This window comes from Kitasatospora sp. NPDC048194, from assembly GCF_043202455.1.
Taxonomy (GTDB): Bacteria; Actinomycetota; Actinomycetes; order Streptomycetales; family Streptomycetaceae; genus Kitasatospora.
This window is the reverse complement of sequence record NZ_JBIDAK010000002.1, coordinates 478,489-493,754: the sequence shown is the minus strand read 5'-3', so window position 1 is coordinate 493,754 and position 15,266 is coordinate 478,489. Positions and strand designations below refer to the sequence as shown.

15 protein-coding genes are annotated in these 15,266 nt (G+C 76.3%); 7 read left to right on the top strand and 8 right to left on the bottom strand.

Features of this window, described 5'->3' with window-relative positions; genetic code table 11:
- Positions 1 to 75: 75 nt before the first annotated feature.
- On the top strand, positions 76 to 717 hold the full coding sequence (locus ACGF07_RS04715) for a TetR/AcrR family transcriptional regulator (protein ID WP_392895435.1): 642 nt from the start codon (positions 76 to 78) through the stop codon (positions 715 to 717).
- 72 nt (positions 718 to 789) lie between these two features.
- On the opposite strand, the gene ACGF07_RS04710 is transcribed toward ACGF07_RS04715, so the two are convergent.
- Positions 790 to 1,689, bottom strand: a complete 900-nt coding sequence (locus ACGF07_RS04710) for a DUF1906 domain-containing protein (protein ID WP_392895433.1) — start codon at positions 1,687 to 1,689, stop codon at positions 790 to 792.
- A 341-nt stretch (positions 1,690 to 2,030) separates the two neighbouring features.
- On the opposite strand from ACGF07_RS04710, the gene ACGF07_RS04705 reads away from it, so the two are divergent.
- From ACGF07_RS04705 to ACGF07_RS04695, 3 genes are all read left to right on the top strand, one after another.
- Positions 2,031 to 3,092 carry a hypothetical protein gene (locus ACGF07_RS04705; protein ID WP_392895431.1) on the top strand — a complete coding sequence of 354 codons (1,062 nt, stop codon included), beginning with the start codon at positions 2,031 to 2,033 and terminating at the stop codon, positions 3,090 to 3,092.
- Positions 3,093 to 3,178: 86 nt separating this feature from the next.
- Complete coding sequence (locus ACGF07_RS04700) at positions 3,179 to 4,720, top strand: CHAD domain-containing protein (protein WP_392895429.1); 1,542 nt, start codon at positions 3,179 to 3,181, stop codon at positions 4,718 to 4,720.
- A 197-nt stretch (positions 4,721 to 4,917) separates the two neighbouring features.
- The gene (locus tag ACGF07_RS04695; RefSeq protein WP_392895427.1) at positions 4,918 to 5,550 is read left to right on the top strand and encodes a hypothetical protein; all 633 of its coding nucleotides are present in this window, start codon (positions 4,918 to 4,920) and stop codon (positions 5,548 to 5,550) included.
- 11 nt (positions 5,551 to 5,561) lie between these two features.
- Here the strand turns inward: ACGF07_RS04695 and ACGF07_RS04690 are convergent, their stop codons facing one another.
- The 6 genes from ACGF07_RS04690 to ACGF07_RS04665 form a co-directional block, all read right to left on the bottom strand.
- Positions 5,562 to 6,197 carry a diguanylate cyclase gene (locus ACGF07_RS04690; protein ID WP_392895425.1) on the bottom strand — a complete coding sequence of 212 codons (636 nt, stop codon included), beginning with the start codon at positions 6,195 to 6,197 and terminating at the stop codon, positions 5,562 to 5,564.
- Positions 6,198 to 6,265: 68 nt separating this feature from the next.
- The gene (locus ACGF07_RS04685) at positions 6,266 to 7,228 is read right to left on the bottom strand and encodes an alpha/beta hydrolase (protein WP_350740403.1); all 963 of its coding nucleotides are present in this window, start codon (positions 7,226 to 7,228) and stop codon (positions 6,266 to 6,268) included.
- A complete protein-coding gene (locus ACGF07_RS04680; RefSeq protein WP_350740406.1) occupies positions 7,225 to 7,461 on the bottom strand; it encodes an acyl carrier protein in 237 nt (78 codons plus the stop codon). The genes ACGF07_RS04685 and ACGF07_RS04680 overlap by 4 nt, the downstream gene beginning before the upstream one ends.
- A 77-nt stretch (positions 7,462 to 7,538) precedes the next feature.
- A complete protein-coding gene (locus ACGF07_RS04675) occupies positions 7,539 to 8,579 on the bottom strand; it encodes a beta-ketoacyl-ACP synthase III (RefSeq protein WP_392895422.1) in 1,041 nt (346 codons plus the stop codon).
- A gap of 173 nt (positions 8,580 to 8,752) precedes the next feature.
- Positions 8,753 to 9,367 (bottom strand): dihydrofolate reductase family protein, encoded by a 615-nt coding sequence (locus tag ACGF07_RS04670; protein WP_392895420.1) that lies wholly within the window; start codon positions 9,365 to 9,367, stop codon positions 8,753 to 8,755.
- Between the two features lie 147 nt (positions 9,368 to 9,514).
- The gene (locus ACGF07_RS04665) at positions 9,515 to 10,606 is read right to left on the bottom strand and encodes a VWA domain-containing protein (RefSeq protein ID WP_392895418.1); all 1,092 of its coding nucleotides are present in this window, start codon (positions 10,604 to 10,606) and stop codon (positions 9,515 to 9,517) included.
- A gap of 477 nt (positions 10,607 to 11,083) precedes the next feature.
- On the opposite strand from ACGF07_RS04665, the gene ACGF07_RS04660 reads away from it, so the two are divergent.
- Positions 11,084 to 11,290: a hypothetical protein gene (locus ACGF07_RS04660; RefSeq protein ID WP_350740417.1), complete on the top strand. Its 207-nt coding sequence runs from the start codon at positions 11,084 to 11,086 to the stop codon at positions 11,288 to 11,290.
- 16 nt (positions 11,291 to 11,306) lie between these two features.
- Here the strand turns inward: ACGF07_RS04660 and ACGF07_RS04655 are convergent, their stop codons facing one another.
- The gene (locus ACGF07_RS04655) at positions 11,307 to 12,506 is read right to left on the bottom strand and encodes a PP2C family protein-serine/threonine phosphatase (RefSeq protein WP_392895416.1); all 1,200 of its coding nucleotides are present in this window, start codon (positions 12,504 to 12,506) and stop codon (positions 11,307 to 11,309) included.
- Between the two features lie 322 nt (positions 12,507 to 12,828).
- On the opposite strand from ACGF07_RS04655, the gene ACGF07_RS04650 reads away from it, so the two are divergent.
- Together ACGF07_RS04650 and ACGF07_RS04645 are read left to right on the top strand one after the other, a co-directional pair.
- Complete coding sequence (locus tag ACGF07_RS04650) at positions 12,829 to 14,016, top strand: serine hydrolase domain-containing protein (RefSeq protein ID WP_392895414.1); 1,188 nt, start codon at positions 12,829 to 12,831, stop codon at positions 14,014 to 14,016.
- 171 nt (positions 14,017 to 14,187) lie between these two features.
- Positions 14,188 to 15,261 (top strand): YihY/virulence factor BrkB family protein, encoded by a 1,074-nt coding sequence (locus ACGF07_RS04645; RefSeq protein ID WP_392895412.1) that lies wholly within the window; start codon positions 14,188 to 14,190, stop codon positions 15,259 to 15,261.
- The last annotated feature ends 5 nt before the right edge of the window (positions 15,262 to 15,266 follow it).

Sequence of the window (15,266 nt, the reverse complement as noted above, 5' to 3'; positions counted from 1 at the left end):
TCCGTAAGGTTACGCATGTAAGTTCGGGGCGTGCAAGAGCTTGGACCCGTAAGTTCTCACTTGTAAGCTCACGGCATGAGCAACGAACCGAGTGCGCCGCCCGCCCGCCCGCGCAACCGCCGCGGGGAGGGTGGGCGCCTGCGTGACGACATCGTGGCCGCGGCGGTCGAGCTGCTCGAGGAGGCGGGCACGGAGACGGCCGTCACCCTGCGCTCCGTCGCCCGCCGGGTGGGGATCGCCGCGCCGTCGATCTACCGTCACTTCCCGGACCAGCCGGCCGTCATGCTGGCCGTGGTGCAGCAGGCCTTCGACCAGTTGGAGGCGGCCCTGCGCGCCGCGCTGGAGGGGGCCGGGGAGGACCCCCGGCGGCGGCTGTTCGCCGTGTGCCACGCCTACCTGCGCTTCTGCGAGGACCACCCGCAGCGCTACCGGACGATGTTCGGCGGCGTGTGGGTGCCCGCGCTGCGCGACACCGCCGTGACGGCGCAGGACGTGGAAGCCCTCGGCCACGGGACCCTGCACCTGCTCGTCGGGCTCGTGGAGGCCTGTGTCGCCGCGGGCCGGTCCACCAGCACCGACCCCTTCGCGGACACCGTCGCCCTGTGGCTGGGCCTGCACGGGCTGGCCCACCAGAAGGCGGTGACGGTCTCCTTCCCGTGGCCCGCGGACATCGCCGACCGCCTCATCACCACCCTGGCGCGCCTCGACGCCGGGTGACGCCGCCTCCGCCGCCCCCGTCCCGGTTGGTGGCGGGGGCGGCGGGGCAGCGCCCGCCGCGGCGGGGGCGGCTCAGGCGTCGGCGGCGACCAGGCCGTCCAGTTGGTCGCGGTCGATGTTGAGCGTCACCCCTCCGTACGTCTCGTCGGCGCTGCCGCGGTACTGGTGGATGCGGTGGGCGGCCCACAGGTCGTCGGGCAGCCCGGCCTGTCCGTCGGTCGTGGGGCGCCCGTCCCAGCGGGCGTACCAGATCGCGTCGGGCATCGGGGCGCGGCCGGCCCGGGCGGCGGCGACGATGTCGGCGATGCCGGAGCTCATGCTGGAGTAGAAACCCGAGCGGTACCCGGCCGCCCACAGCGCCCTGGTCCAGCCGACGGTGAAGTCGACCACCGCGGCGCTGCACACCGCGTCGCCCGTCGGATAGGACTCGATGTCGAGGTAGACCGGGCTGCCCGGGCCCAGCCCCAACTCCTGCAGCGCCTGCGCGGCCTCGCCGGCCTCCTGGCCGCCCTGCTCCTCGGCCCGGGCCGGGTCGATCCGCAGCGGCTTGTCGTCGCGCTGGGCGCAGGGCGCCTGGAGCCCGACGTGCGTGGGCACCAGCTTCCAGCCCATCGCCCGGACCGTGGAGACCCACTGCGGCGTCAGCCGGGGCTGCTGGCAGCCGCGCTGGCTGCCGCTGGTGTAGATGTTGACCGCGCCGTAGGGCGAGGCGCTGCGCCAGACGTACAGGGCCTCGGCCGGCGGGGCCGAGCAGGCGTCGAAGCCGGCGCCGGTGTAGCGGTACTCCGGGGGTTGCGTCGCGCCGTCCAGCGGCAGGGCCGGCGGGGCGGGTCGGACGGGCGCGGGGAGGGTGCGGGGGGCGGCCGCCCGGGCGGCGGCCGGCTGCCACCCGGCGGACGCGTGGCCGGGGACGGCGGCGGGGAGCAGGGCGAGCGGGACCGCCAGGAGTGCGGTCGGAAGGGGAAGGCGCATCCCCCCGTCCTAGCCGCCCGCCGCCGGGGCCCGGGCGCCATCGCGCCGACGCGCCGGGCCCGTTCACCCGGAATCACGACACGGTGCGCCGCCGCCCTCGACCGCGGCCGTGCGGCCGGTTCCGCCGAATCCCCGAGGCATGCCCCGGCCGGCCCGGCGCGCACCGCCGCGCGGGCGGCGCCCACTCCCCCGGGTCCCGCCCGTCCTCCGAATGCCCGGCCCCGGTGGCACTCGGCTGGCCGATGAGCAGGCTGGAGGAGTGCTGGAGGAGTTCAGCTGTCCCGGGCTCGACACAGCGGTGGGACCGACGCTCTCCCAGTTGTCCGCTCTCAGGAGGCCCGATGGCTCGCCCGTTCTCCCCCGGTCGCACCGCCGTGACGGCACCGGATCCCGCTCCCGGCCCCGCCGACGGTGCGTCACCCTCGCCCGCTCCGGCCGTCGCCGCGGCGCCCGAGGCGGCGCCCGGCGTGTCGCCCGGCGACGCCTTCGCCGTGACGATGCTGGAAGCGGCGGCGGCCCGCCCGGTCGAGGAGGTGGCCGACCTCCTGCACCACCTCGGCTCCGAACGGACCTCGCGTCTTGCGCCCGCCCTCCAGCGCGCGGTGGCCACCCGCCCGGTCGAGGACCTGGCGCGCCTGCTCGCGCTCCTGCGCCCGGACGCCCCCGCCAGTGCCGCGGAGATCCTGCGCGCGGCCGTCCTCACCCGCTCCGCCGACGACGTCGCCCGCCTCACCGCCCTGTTGGGCACCGATCCCGACAGCGGCATCCGGGACGCCCTGTGCGAGGCCGCGGCCCTGCGCCCGGTGGCCGACGTCGCCCACCTGACGCAGCTGCTGCACTCCATCCGCTCCGGAGCCAGCCCCGCCCACTCCCCCGCCCCCGCGGCGCCGCCCGGCCCGGGTGCCGAGGCCCCGGGCGGCGCCGGGGCCGACGCCGAGGACGAGGCGGCCGCGGCGGCCGGGGCGCGGGGCGGGCGCGGGCCCGTCGCCCGGCTGCGTCCGGCGCGCTCGCCGCTGCGGTGGTTCGCCGCCGCCGCGCTGGTGGCCAGCGGCGGCCTCCACCTGTCGATCGTCTCCCCCTACTGGGGCCAGAACCGGGCCGCGGACATCGGGTTCACCGCGCTCGCCGCCCTGTGCGTGGTCCTGGCCGTGGCCCTCGTGGTCCGCGACAGGCTGTGGCTGTGGATCGCCGCCGCCGTCACGGGCATGTCCACCGTGATCGGCTACGTGCTCTCCGACCGGCTCTTCGTCCTCGACCTCGGCAAGACGCTGACGCCCTGGCAGAGCCGGCTGGGGCTGGCCACCCTCGCCTGCGCCGCGACCCTGATCGCGCTGACGCTCCTGCTCGCCGCCGGCCGCAGACGCCGGCGCCCGGCCGGCCCCGTGCGCAGCGGCGCCGTCTGAGCCCCCGGCCGGCGGCCGTGTGCGGGCCCGGCGAACGTTCGCCGGGCCCGCACATGCCCGCGCCCGTTGCGGGCACGCGCAGGCACATGGGCACACAGCATGTGGAGACGGAGCGAAAGTACGACGGCGCCGCGCTTCCGCGGCTCGACCGCCTGCCGGGCGTTGCCGCCGTGCGGGACGCCGCGCCCCAGGACCTGGACGCGGTCTACTACGACACCGCCGACCTGCGCCTGCTGCGCCGGCACATCACCGTGCGCCGGCGCGGCGGCGGCGAGGACGCCGGCTGGCACCTCAAGCTGCCGCGCACCGGCGACGAGCGCGAGGAGGTCCGCCTGCCGGCGCCGCCCGGCGGCGGCGAGGTCCCGGCCGAGCTGGTGCGGCTGGTCGCGGCCTTCACCCGCGGCGCCGCGCTGGTGCCGGTGGCGCACCTGCGCACCCACCGTCGCCGGGTGCTGCTGCGCGACGGGCGCGAGGAGGTCCTCGCGCAGGTCACCGAGGACCGGGTCGCGGCCCAGGCCCTCGGCGTGGACGGCGGGAGCACCACCGAGGTCGGCGGGTGGACGGAGTTCGAGGTCGAGCTGGACCACGGCACGCCGGAGCTGCTGGACCGCGTCGAGGCGGTGTTCACCGACGCGGGACTGACCCGCTCGCCCTGGCCCTCCAAACTCGCCCGGGCCCTGGACGGGACGCGCGCGGCCGCGGCCGGCTCCGCCCCCCGGGTGGCCGCCCAGGCCCCCGGATCGGCGGGCGCCCTGGTCATGGACGGCTTCCGGGCCCAGCTGGAGGCGCTGCTGGCCCTGGACGCGGCCGTGCGCCTGGGCCGCGCGGACTCCGTGCACCAGATGCGGATCACCGCCCGCCGGCTGCGCAGCCTGCTCAAGGCCCACCGGCGGCTCTTCCGGCGCGGGAGCACCGAGGCGCCGGCCGCCGAACTGCGCCGGCTGGGGCGGCTGCTCGGCCGGGCCCGGGACCAGGAGGTGCTCGGCGAGACGCTGGTGGACCAGCTGGACGCGGTGCCCGCCCGGCTGCGCCGGGGCGCCCTGCGCGGCCGGCTCACCGAGCGCTACGCCCAGGGCTACCGCACCGCCTGGCGCCAGGTGGTCGCCGAACTCGACGGCGCCCGCTACTACGCCCTGCTGGAGCGGCTCGACGCCTTCGCCGCCGACCCCCCGCTGCGCCGGCGCCGGGCCGGGCGGGACGCGCGCCGCTACGCGCGCGAGGTCCTGCGGCGCGAGCAGCGCCGCACGCTCAAGCGCCTGGACCGGGCGCTGGGCCGGGAGCCGGGCCCGCGGCGCGACCTGGCCCTGCACGGCGCCCGCAAGGCCGCCAAGCGCGCCCGCTACACCGCCGACCACGCCCAGTCGCAGGTCCCGCGGCGTTCGGCGAAGCGGGCGGCGCGCTTCGCGGGCCGGATGAAGGACCTGCACAAGGTCCTCGGCGCCCACCAGGACAGCGTGGTGGCCCGGCAGGAGCTGATCGCCCTGGAAGGCCGGGAGGCCGGCGCCGAGCAGGACGCCTTCGCCTACGGGGTGCTCCACGAACGCCAGCGGCACGCCGCCGAGGCCGCGCAGCGGCGCCTGCCGGAGCTGCGCCGGCGGGCGGGGCGCCGCAAGCTCACCCGGCTGTGACCGCGCCGGGCGCGGCGGCCGCGCCCGGCGTCCGCACCCCCGGCCGCGGCGCCCCGGGCGTGGTGCCGCGGTTGGGGGCCGGTGGGGGGACGCCGTTCTGACGTATCATCTGTCGATCTTGGAAGGCCGGTGCGGCCGCCGGCGCCCCGTGCGGGCGGGGCGGGCGCCGGCGATCGTCACGAACGGGGGAGTTGCGCATGACCGTGCACACCGGTGCCGCCGCGAGGGGGCTGGGCCTGGGCCTGGCGTCGATCCTGCTGGGGGGCGCGCTGAGCGCCTGCGGCTCCAGCCCGGTCACCGGGGCGCTGGCCGGCACCGTCGCGCAGCAGTGGGTGGACTTCCCGACCGTCCTCGCCGACGAGAGCACGGTCAAGCAGACCCTCCCGGACCCGGCGACCATGCCCGGCTGGAAGTCCCACCGCAAGGAGGTGGACACCGCGGACGGCACCGAGGAGGACTGCCCCGGCTGCAAGCTCTCCGGCACCGTCGACTTCGAGGCCTCGGGCGCCAAGGCCTCCTTCATGATCACCACCTTCGCCGGCTCGTCCCAGGCGACCGCCTACCTCACGACGACCACGAAGAAGGCCGGACAGAACGCCTCCCCGATCTCGGTGGCGACCATCGGCAACGAGACCCACGCCTTCAGCGGCACGTTCGACAGCGACACCGGCGACGTCATCCTCATGCGCGTGGGCACCGTCGTCGCCGGCGTCATGACCACCGGCCCCTCCGACGTGCCGAGGCTGCAGAAGATGGCGACCATGCTCGCCCGGCGCATCGAACAGAGCGCCGCCGGCCAGCACGCCGACGCCGCCCTCGACACCGCCTGAGCCCCCGCACCTCACCGCGCCGCCCGGCCCCGGCGGGCGGCGCGGGCGCAGCGCAGCAGTTCCTCGCCGTAGGGCAGCGCGACGAACGCGGCGGTGGCGGCGGCGAAGCCGGCCAGGTAGCGGGCGGGCAGGGGGTGGGGCTTGGGGTTGAGGCGCCAGGCCCGGCGGGTGTCGCCGCCGCGGGCCAGGGAGCGGACCTGGTCCCAGTGCAGGCAGGCGGTGAAGGCGACGGCGGTGAGCGGGAGCACTTCCAGGAAGCTGTGGATGTGCTGTTCGAGCGGGGTGACGTCCCGTCGGCCGGTGGCGATGGTGACGTCCCACAGGGCGGTGGCGCCGTGGGCGAGGGCGGCGGCGCCCATGGTGGCGAGGACCAGGGGGTTGATCTCGGCGACCAGGCCGAGGACGACCGGGGCGCCGGCCTCGGCCATCATCAGGGCGTGGACGAGGGATTCCCGCACGCCGCTGGTGTCCTCGATGTCGGAGCGGCGGTGCATGACCCAGTCGCCGACGGCCGGGGCGAACCACAGCGGCAGCACCCCGTAGAGGAGGAAGCGCCGGCTGGCGTTCTCCACGTCGTCGGCGGGGCCGGTGGTCAGCTCCGGTGCGGCGCGCCACCGCCGCCAGGGGCGGGTGGGGGTGCTGGGCATGGACTGGTCCTCTCGTCCGGGCGGGTCCCACGGGCCCACCGCGCCCGGTCGGCGCGGTGGCGGGGGGTTCAAGACGGGCTCTGAGCGGGGTACGCGAAGTCCAGGTCGTCGAGCGGTTCGTCGTGCAGGAACCGCAGGACGAGGTGGGCGTATTCGGCGTCGCGTTCCAGGTGGGCCATGTGGTCGGCCTCCTTGAGCAGGACCAGGGTGGAGCCGGTGATGGTGCGCGCGACGTCCCGGTTCTGCCGCGGGGAGGTGGTGATGTCGTGCTCGCCGGTGAAGACCAGGGCGGGCACGCCGGTGATGCCGCCGTGCGGGATGAGGGCGCGGTCCAGGACGCGGCGGTGGCACGCCGCGTGGCGGCGCGCCTGGCGCCAGGTGGTGCGCAGCGCCTGCTTGCGCAGCAGCCGCTGGACGGCGGCGGACTGCTGGACGCGGTGGTGTTCGTCGGTGTTGACCAGGTAGCGCACCAGCCGGTCGGCGTAGGTGCCGTTCGCCGGGCAGGCGCCGTCCAGGGATTCCCCGGGGCCGGGGGCGGTGGCCTCGATGTGGCGGACGGCCTCGCGCAGGAAGTCCCGCATGGTGCCGGTGACCCGGTGGGTGGTGCCGGCCAGCAGCAGGCGGCTGACCCGGTGCGGGCAGCGCTGGGCGATCCGGTAGGCGATCGGTGCTCCGTAGGAGGCTCCCAGGACGTTGACGCGCGGCAGGCCGAGGGCGTCCAGCAGGTGCAGGGCCGCGGCGGCCAGGGTGTCGAAGCCCTCCTCCTCGGGCAGGTCGTCGGCGGTGCCGGTGCCGGGCAGGTCGGCGAGGATCACCGGGGTGTGGGGGGCGATGCGCCGTTCCAGCCGGGGCCACGCGTACATGTCCTGCAGGGCGCCGCCGAGCAGCAGGAGGGGTTCGGTGCCGGGGCGCGGGTTCCGCCAGTCCTGCGGGAGCGGTCCGGCGTGCACGATCCGGCAGCCGTAGCCCATGCCGTGCCAGCGCAGGCGGTGGAGGTCCTCGGCGGGCTGGGGCGGGGCCGGCGGTGTCATCCGCGGCACTCGGCGTGCCGGCCGATCAGTGCGGCGAGGTCGTCCACGGTCCTGGCGGCGGCCAGGTCGTCCTCGCTGATGTCCACGCCGAAACGGTCCTCCAGGTGGAGGGAGAGCACCACCAGGGCCATGGAGTCGACGCCGGCGCTGGCGAGGGGGGCGTCGGGGGTGACGGGCCCGGAGGGCAGGCCGCACCGGGCCGTCAGGATCTCTTTGACTTGCTCGAACGTCACGGGCGTTTCCCTCCGGGGGGGCGGGCGGCCGGCTCACGGGTGCGGCGGCCGGTGGGTGGGGTGGGCCGGGCGGCCGGTCAGGGCAGGCGGGCGCTGAGCCCGGCGGGCCACACCAGGGTGGTGGCCGCCCAGGCCAGGCCGCTGCCGAAGGCGACCAGCAGGACCTTGTGGCCGGGTTTCAGCTCGCCCTGGTCGGCGGCGTGGGCCAGCAGCAGCGGCACGGAGGCGGCCGCGGTGTTGCCCACCTGCGCGATGTTGGACGGGGCGTGCGCCGCGGGGATGCCCAGGGTGTCGGCGACGGTGGCGGTGATGCGCTGGTTCGCCTGGTGGGCGATCAGGCGGTCGACGTCGCCGATCCCCCAGCCGGCCGCGGCGGCCGCCTGCCGGGCGGCGGCCGACATCCGGCGCACGGCGTGCCGGAAGACCTCGTTGCCGCGCATCTGCACGAAGTGCTCCTCGGGGGCGGCCAGGTGGCGGCGGTGGCGCTCGCGGGCACCGCCCGCGGGGACGGCGATGGCGTCGGAGAGGGAGCCGTCGCTGCCCCACACCACCGGGCCCAGCGCCCCCTCGGCGTGCGGCGGGCCGGCCTCCAGGACGGCGGCGCCGGCGCCGTCGCCGAAGATCGGCGCGGTGGCCCGGTCGGCGGGGTCGACGAGGGAGGTCATCGTCTCGGCGCCCACCACCAGCACCCGCTGGGCCGTGCCCGCGGCGATCAGGCCGGCCGCGACGGTGCAGGCGTACAGGAAGCCGGAGCAGCCCGCCATGACGTCGAAGGCGGCCACGGCGGGCAGGCCCAGGCGGTGGGCGACCCACGGGGCCGTGGCCGGGCAGGGGCGGTCGGGGGTGTTGGTGGCCAGCACCAGCGCGTCCGCGCCGCAGGCGCCGGCGGAGGCCAGGGCGCGGGCCGCGGCCTCCACCGCCATGTCCCCCGTGGCGACGGGCGGTTCCGCGATCCGGCGTTCGGCGATGCCGATGCGCTCGCGGATCCACTGGTCCGAGCTGTCGATGCGGGTGCACAGCTCGCTGTTGGGAACGCGGCGCGGCGGCAGCCACGCCCCCAGCCCGGTCAGGACGGCGGCGGTGCGGCCGCGGTCCGTGGCCCCGGGGGTGTCGGTCACGGGTGCTCCCTCGCTCGGACGGATGTGCACGTGGGAAGGCGGAGCGGCCCTGCTGCCGAACCGGCCGGGCCCGCCGGTCAATTCATAGAGGAGCGCCGCTGACGGCGGCGCCCCTGCCACACCGGGAGGCGGTGGCTGCCCCCCGAAAAGCGGAGCGCCCGGGGCCGGTGCCGTCAGAGCACGTCGTAGACCAGGTGCGTGGCGGTCGTGGTCGCGACGGCGCTGCGCCGTTTCAGGGTGCGGGGCACCGCGCCGGTGAACAGCGGGGTGCCCGAGCCCAGCACGACGGGTGCCAGGTGCAGCGACAGGGTGTCGACGAGTGCGGCGTCCAGGGCCGAGCGGACCAGGGCGGCGCCGCCCATGAGGACGACGTCGAGGTCGGTGCCGGTGCGCGCCGAGGCGGCTTCGGCGCGCCGGCGGGCGGCGGTGACGGCGTCGGACAGGCCGGTGGTGACGAAGGTCCAGTCGAGGTCGCCGAGGCGCACCGTGGGCGGCGGGGTGCTGGTGACGACGACGAGGGCGGGTTTGCCGACCTCGCCGGCGCCGTAGCCGGTGTCCTCGTTCCAGCCCTGGGGCCCGTCGACGATGTCGAAGAGCCGGCGGCCGAGGACGACGGCGCCCGAGCGGCGGGTCGCTTCGGCCAGGAGCCGCCGGTCGTCGGGGTCGTCGGAGAACGCCCAGGTGTGCAGGGCCTCGCCTCCGGTGCCCAGGCCGTTGTCCGGGCCGGGGTCGGGCCCGGTGACGAAGCCGTCGAGGGAGAGGGAGATGTCCGCGATGATCCGAGTCATGTCAGGTGGACCCGATCCGTCGGCCGAACTCGTCACTCATCCCCGGAGTATGTGACCGCCGTCACGCTCTCTTCAAGGGCCCACGCCGCCGTTCACCGACACGGACGCTGCGGGCGGCGCGGGCCGGCCGCAGGGCCGCGGGGCGGGCTACAGGAGGACGAGGAGCTTGGTGCCCGGCACCAACTTGCGGTTGACGGAGGTCGATTGGACGAAGACGGTGTACGACGGGTTCTCGCCGGGGCGGACGGTGGCCTCCGCGGCGGGCAGGCCGAGGAGGCGGCGGGCCGCCGGGCCCGAGAAGACCCTGCCGGTCATCCGGCCGGTCGCCGGGTCCTTCTCCGCCACGGCGAGCTGCTTGCCGCCCTGGATCTTCTCGCGCTTGGACAGTTCGTAGAAGGCGCAGCCGGTGGTGTAGGCGTGGCCGGCGCTGGTGACGAAGTCGCGGATCGGGGTCGGCTGGTCGACCGGGATCAGGATGTACTTGCCGGTGTCGAGGGCGGCGAGGTTGGCCTTCACGTCGGCGGTGTTCAGGTCCTGGCCCATGGCGAAGAGGTTCCGGGTGCCGCGCACGCCCTTCTCGCGGCCGCGCAGGAAGCTGGTGGCGGCGCTCTTGACGGTTCCGATGGCCTCCTCGACGCCCTGGCTGGAGTCGGCGTCCCAGATGGCGATGTTGCCCGCCGGGAAGCCGTACTCCTGGGCGGTGCGCTTGGCCAGGGAGTTGGGGACGAGGATGGCCGAGGTCCAGTGGTCGGGCAGGTCGTCCATGGCGGTGCGGATGCGGCCCATCCAGCCCTGGAGGACGGCGGTGCCCCGCCCGCCGGGCATGTGGATGTGCATCTGGCCGCTCTCGGAGCAGCCGGAGGCGTTCTCCTCGCCGTCGGTGACGACGACTTGGAGGAAGGAGTGCTCCCCGTAGCCCTCCCAGATGTTCTTCAGGTCGTCGACGGACTTCACGGCGGCCTCGATCAGTGCCGTCGCCCCGTTGTCGACCCGGTAGAGGCCGCGCAGGGACGGCAGGTGCTTGACGTCCATGTCCCAGACGAGGTTCTGCACTTCGTGGTCGAACGCGTAGAGGCTGATGCGGGTCTCGTGGCCGAGCCGGTCGGATTCCTCCTGGAGGCCCTTGACGAACTCGTCGACCACCCGGATGAGTTGCTCCTGGTGCTGGCGCATCGAGCCGGATTTGTCGACCACCAGGGAAACGTGGTTGACCTTGTGCTTGATCCGGTTCCCGGACATGCTCCACCCCTTTTTCCGACGCTTTCGCGGGCGACTTTCCGGCGCCTTTCCGGCGTTCCCTCCGACGTTGTGACCACGGTATGAGGAGGCACTGACAGTGCGTCGGGGGCAGGGCCCGAGGGGCGGTGGTGCGCGGCCGGGGGCGCGGTCGGCGAGGGCGCGCCGGCGGGTGCCGGCGGCGGTGCGGCACCCGGGTGGGCGGTGCTGCGGGCCGGCGGCCCGCCGTGCCGCATGGCGCCGATCCGTCGATCCGCCGGCCCGGCGTCCCGGCGCCCCGGTGTCGCGGTGGCGCGGAGGCCGGGCCGCCCGGTGCGCGGCCCGCGGGCGGGCGGGTGGCGGCGGGGCCGGGGGGATGCGGCCGGCACGTCGCGGCCGCGGGATTCCCGCGTCGGCGGAGCGGGCTGACCGGCTGCCCCGGGGACGGTGCGCGGCGGCAGTAGCCTGGAGAGTTGGCCACGTTCCAGATCGGAGGCGAGGGTGTCCACGACGACTCGGCCGAACCATGAACTGCAGACGATGGGCGACCTGTTCGCGCTGCCGGGCGAGCCCGGGCCGCCCGAGGTCCAGGACCGGGCGCGGCGCGCGGTGGCGGCCCGGGCCCGCGGCGTCGAGGACTGCCGGCTGCTGCTGGAGGCCCTGGGGCTGCTGAACCGGACGACCCCGGACGCCGGGGCCGGGCCGTAGGGGCGCGCCGGGGCGCTCAGGGCCCGGGGCGGCGCGGATGCCACTCCACCAGGGCGATGGTGGCGTCGTCGCGCAGCCGGTGGTCCTGGTGGGTGACCAGGACGTGGATGAGGCGGCGCAGGGCCTCGGGCGCCGGGTCGCCGCCGGCCATGTGCTGGACGAGGGTGTCGGTCAGCCGGCGCTCCCCGAAGAGCTCGCCGGAGGCCGAGCGGGCCTCGGTGACGCCGTCGGTGTAGACCAGCAGCCGGTCGCCGGGCTGCAGCCTGGCGTGGTGGACGGGCTGCGGCCCGTCCACGTGGAAGCCGAGGCCGAGCGGCAGTTCGGCGCGCCGGCGCAGGGCGTCCGCGACGACGTGGCCCTCGCGGATGAGCAGGGGCGGCGGATGGCCGCAGTTGACCCAGGACAGTTCGCCGGTGGCCGTGTCGAGGTCGGCGATCACCGCGGTCATCAGGCGGTCCGGGATCCAGCGGGCCAGCGCGCGGTCGATGGTCCGGGCGATGTCGGCCAGCCCGCCGCCGGCCCGCCGGGTGGAGCGGCAGGCGGCCAGCGCGACGGAGCTGGCGCCGCCGGAGGCGAGGTCGTGGCCCATCGCGTCGAACACGGACACGTGCAGGTGCCCGCCCGCCACCGCGTGGTCGAAGGCGTCCCCGCCCACGTCGTAGGCCGGTTCCAGGACGGCGCTGGAGGTGACGTCGCGGGTGCCGATGGTGCGCGGCGGCAGGAACGCCCACAGCAGTTCGGCCTGCAGGCTCATCCGGTGCTCGCGTCCCACGTCGACGAGCACGTCGCTGTACGCGCTCTTGGACACCACCAGCAGGGCGACCAGCGCCGCCAGCGCCTCGCAGCGGGCGGTGGTGCGGGGCTCCCCCGCCGCGCCCTCGATCCGCAGCACGCCGATCCGCTCGACGCCGTCGACCAGCGGGAACCAGCCCACCGCGGGCGTCGCGGCGGAGAGCTGGGTCTGCTGCAGCCGGTAGGCGCGCCCGCCGAGCGTCCCCTCGACGTCGACCCGCTCCCCGGGCGGCCCGTCCCAGGGCTCGGGCAGCGGGACGAGGTGGCGCTGCTGGACGTCGGCCAGGTAGACCCGGGCGCCGTCCGCGCCCAGGGCGCGGGCCGCCTCGCGCACCAGGCCGGGCAGCTCGGCCGGCCCGCTCCCCCGGGAGCAGTCCAGCAGGTGCGCCAGCACGCCGCCCAGCACCGCGTCCTCGCAGCTCACGCCGCACACCTCCGGTCGGCTCGTCCACCTGCCCGGCCACGGCCCGCCGCGCGCCGCCGCGCACGGGCCGGGGCCGCCGTCCCTTCCCCTTCTCCCATGATCCGGGCGAGGTGCGCGGTCGGCGCCCGGTGCGGACGGACGCCCTGCGGGGGTGCGGCCGGGATCGGCCGGGCGGGTCACGGTCCGGGGCCCGGTGTTTCCCCGCGGCGGCGGGGGGTGATTCCTTGCGGCCGGGGCGGCGGGCGCTGTCCGCCGCCGGATCACCGTCGGAGGGTTTCCCGTGTCGCTGCTGTCGTGCCGTCGTGGAGGTGGGGCCGCCGTTGTGGCCGCCGCCTCGTTGCTCACCGCCTCCCTGGTCACCGGGGCCGCCGGGCCCGCCGCCGCAGGAGGCGGTGTGGGCGCTGCGGGCGGTGCCGGCGCCGTGGCCGGGCAGGACGGGGAACGGGGGCTGCGGCAGCGCCTGCAGGAGCTGGTGGACCGCCCGGACGGCCCGCCCGGGGCGATCGCGGTGCTGCGCGACGGCGAACGGGTGCGGGTGTTCCGCGCCGGCGTGGCCGAGGTCGGCACCGACCGGGCGCCCCGGATCGACGACCACATGCGCCTGGCCAGTGCCTCCAAGGCCTTCAGCGGCGCGGTCGCCCTGCGGCTGGTCGACTGCGGGCTGCTCGCCCTGGACGACACCCTCGCCCAGCGGCTGCCCGCCCTGCCGGCCGCCTGGGGCGCCGTGACCCTGCGCGAGCTGCTCAACCACACCAGCGGCCTGCCGGACTACAGCGAGGCGCCGGCCTTCGTCGAGCAGATCCTCGCCGACCCCCACCACGTCTTCGACTCCCGCCACCTGCTGGACTTCGTCGCCGACCAGGGCCTGGAGTTCACCCCCGGCACGCAGTACCACTACTCCAACTCCGACAACATCGCCGTCGCCCTGATGGCCGAGGCCGCCACCGGTCAGCGCTACGAGGACCTGCTCGCCACCGAGGTCTACCGGCCGCTGGGGCTGACAGGGACCAGCCTCCCCTCCGGCTACGAGCTGCCCGAGCCCTACCTGCACGGCTACGACGTGCAGCCGCCCGAGCCGCCGCAGGACGTCAGCACCCGGTTCGGCGCCTCCGGCGCCTGGGCCTCGGGCGGCATGGTCTCCACCCCCCGGGACTTCAGCACCTTCGCCGCCGCGTGGGCCGGCGGCCCGCTGATCAGCGACGCCGCCCGGCGCGAGCAGCGGACCTTCGTCCCCGGCGCCTCCCAGCCCGCCGGCCCCGGCACCAACCGCGCCGGACTGGCGACCTTCGAGTACGCCACCCGCTGCGGGGCCGTGTACGGGCACACCGGCAACACCGCCGGCTACACCCAGTTCGGCGCGGGCACGGCCGACGGGCGGCGCAGCGTCACCGTCAGCGTCACCGAGCAGGTGAACGCGACGGCCAACCCCGACCTGCTGGCCCACCTGCGGGCCGTCGAGGAGGACTTCGTCTGCGCCCTGCTGTCCGACCGGCCCGACCGGCGCGGCTGACCGGGCGGCGCGGCTGACCGGGCGAGTCGGGGGCCGGGCCGGTGCCGTCCAGCGGGCCGGGGTGCCGGACGGTGGGGTGCCGGGCGGTGGCCGGCGGCGCGAGGGGTAGGCGCGACTGCGAACGACCCGTGGCGGACCGGCTTTGCGGCCGGACGGCGAGGGAGAGCGGACATGAACCCCATCGAACGCGCCCTGCGCGCCGTCGACCGCGCCCAGCAGCGCCACACCGCCCCGGGGCTGGTCGTCGGCGTGGTCAAGAAGTACGGCGACGACCGCTGCGGCCTGCTCGCCGCGCTGATCACCTACTACGGCTTCGTCGCGCTCATCCCGCTGCTGCTGTTGCTGAGCACCGTCCTCGGCTTCGTCCTCCACGGGCACCCGGACGTCCAGAGGTCCGTCGTCAACTCGGCGCTCGCCGACTTCCCCATCGTCGGCGACCAGCTGCGCCAGAACGTCCACTCCGTCCAGGGCAGCGGGCTGGCCCTGGTCATCGCCCTGCTGGGCCTGCTGTACGGCACGCTCGGCGTGGCGCAGGTCCTCCAGCACGCCATGGCCGAGATCTGGAACGTGCCGGGGGTGGTGCGCCCCGGCTACTGGCCGCGCCTGGCCCGCAGCCTGCTGCTGTTCGCCGTCCTGGCCGTCGGCCTGCTGCTGGCCACCGCCGCCGCCACCCTCGTCACCCTCACCCTCGGCGGCCCGGCCGCCCGCGTCGGCGGCCTGATGCTGTCCGCGCTGGTCAACACGGCCCTGTGCCTGGCCTGCTTCCGCGTGTTGACGCCCAGGACCGTCCCCACCCGCGCCCTGCTGCCCGGCTGCGGGCTCGCCGGGCCCCTGTTCACCGTGCTGCAGGCCTTCGGCGCCCTGCTGGTGGCCCACCAGCTGCGCCACGCCACGGCGGTCTACGGGTTCTTCGCCACCGTCATCGGCCTGCTGTCCTGGCTCTACCTGAACGCGCAGATCGCCGTGTACGCGGCCGAGGTGAACGTGGTCCTGCACCGGCGGCTGTGGCCGCGCAGCATCCTGCAGCCCCCGCTCACCGGGCCGGACGAGGAGGTCCTGGGCTCCATCGCGCGGCAGGAGGAGCGCCGTCCGGAACAGCGCGTCGACGTCGACTTCACCGACGACGGCGGAAAGGACGGCGAGGGGGATGGCGGCGGGAAGGACGGTGACGGGGACGGCGGCGGAAAGGACGGCGACCGGGGCGGCGGGGGCCCGCGCCCGCGGGAGGGGCCGCCGGGCGGCTGACCGGG

Excerpts from the sequence above, each read along its gene's own strand:
- ACGF07_RS04715 (WP_392895435.1), top strand. The coding sequence starts at position 76 with ATGAGCAACGAACCGAGTGCGCCGCCCGCCCGCCCGCGCAACCGCCGC.
- ACGF07_RS04710 (WP_392895433.1), bottom strand. The coding sequence starts at position 1,689 with ATGCGCCTTCCCCTTCCGACCGCACTCCTGGCGGTCCCGCTCGCCCTG.
- ACGF07_RS04705 (WP_392895431.1), top strand. The coding sequence starts at position 2,031 with ATGGCTCGCCCGTTCTCCCCCGGTCGCACCGCCGTGACGGCACCGGAT.
- ACGF07_RS04700 (WP_392895429.1), top strand. The coding sequence starts at position 3,179 with ATGGGCACACAGCATGTGGAGACGGAGCGAAAGTACGACGGCGCCGCG.
- ACGF07_RS04695 (WP_392895427.1), top strand. The coding sequence starts at position 4,918 with ATGACCGTGCACACCGGTGCCGCCGCGAGGGGGCTGGGCCTGGGCCTG.
- ACGF07_RS04690 (WP_392895425.1), bottom strand. The coding sequence starts at position 6,197 with ATGCCCAGCACCCCCACCCGCCCCTGGCGGCGGTGGCGCGCCGCACCG.
- ACGF07_RS04685 (WP_350740403.1), bottom strand. The coding sequence starts at position 7,228 with ATGACACCGCCGGCCCCGCCCCAGCCCGCCGAGGACCTCCACCGCCTG.
- ACGF07_RS04670 (WP_392895420.1), bottom strand. The coding sequence starts at position 9,367 with ATGACTCGGATCATCGCGGACATCTCCCTCTCCCTCGACGGCTTCGTC.
- ACGF07_RS04665 (WP_392895418.1), bottom strand. The coding sequence starts at position 10,606 with ATGTCCGGGAACCGGATCAAGCACAAGGTCAACCACGTTTCCCTGGTG.
- ACGF07_RS04645 (WP_392895412.1), top strand. The coding sequence starts at position 14,188 with ATGAACCCCATCGAACGCGCCCTGCGCGCCGTCGACCGCGCCCAGCAG.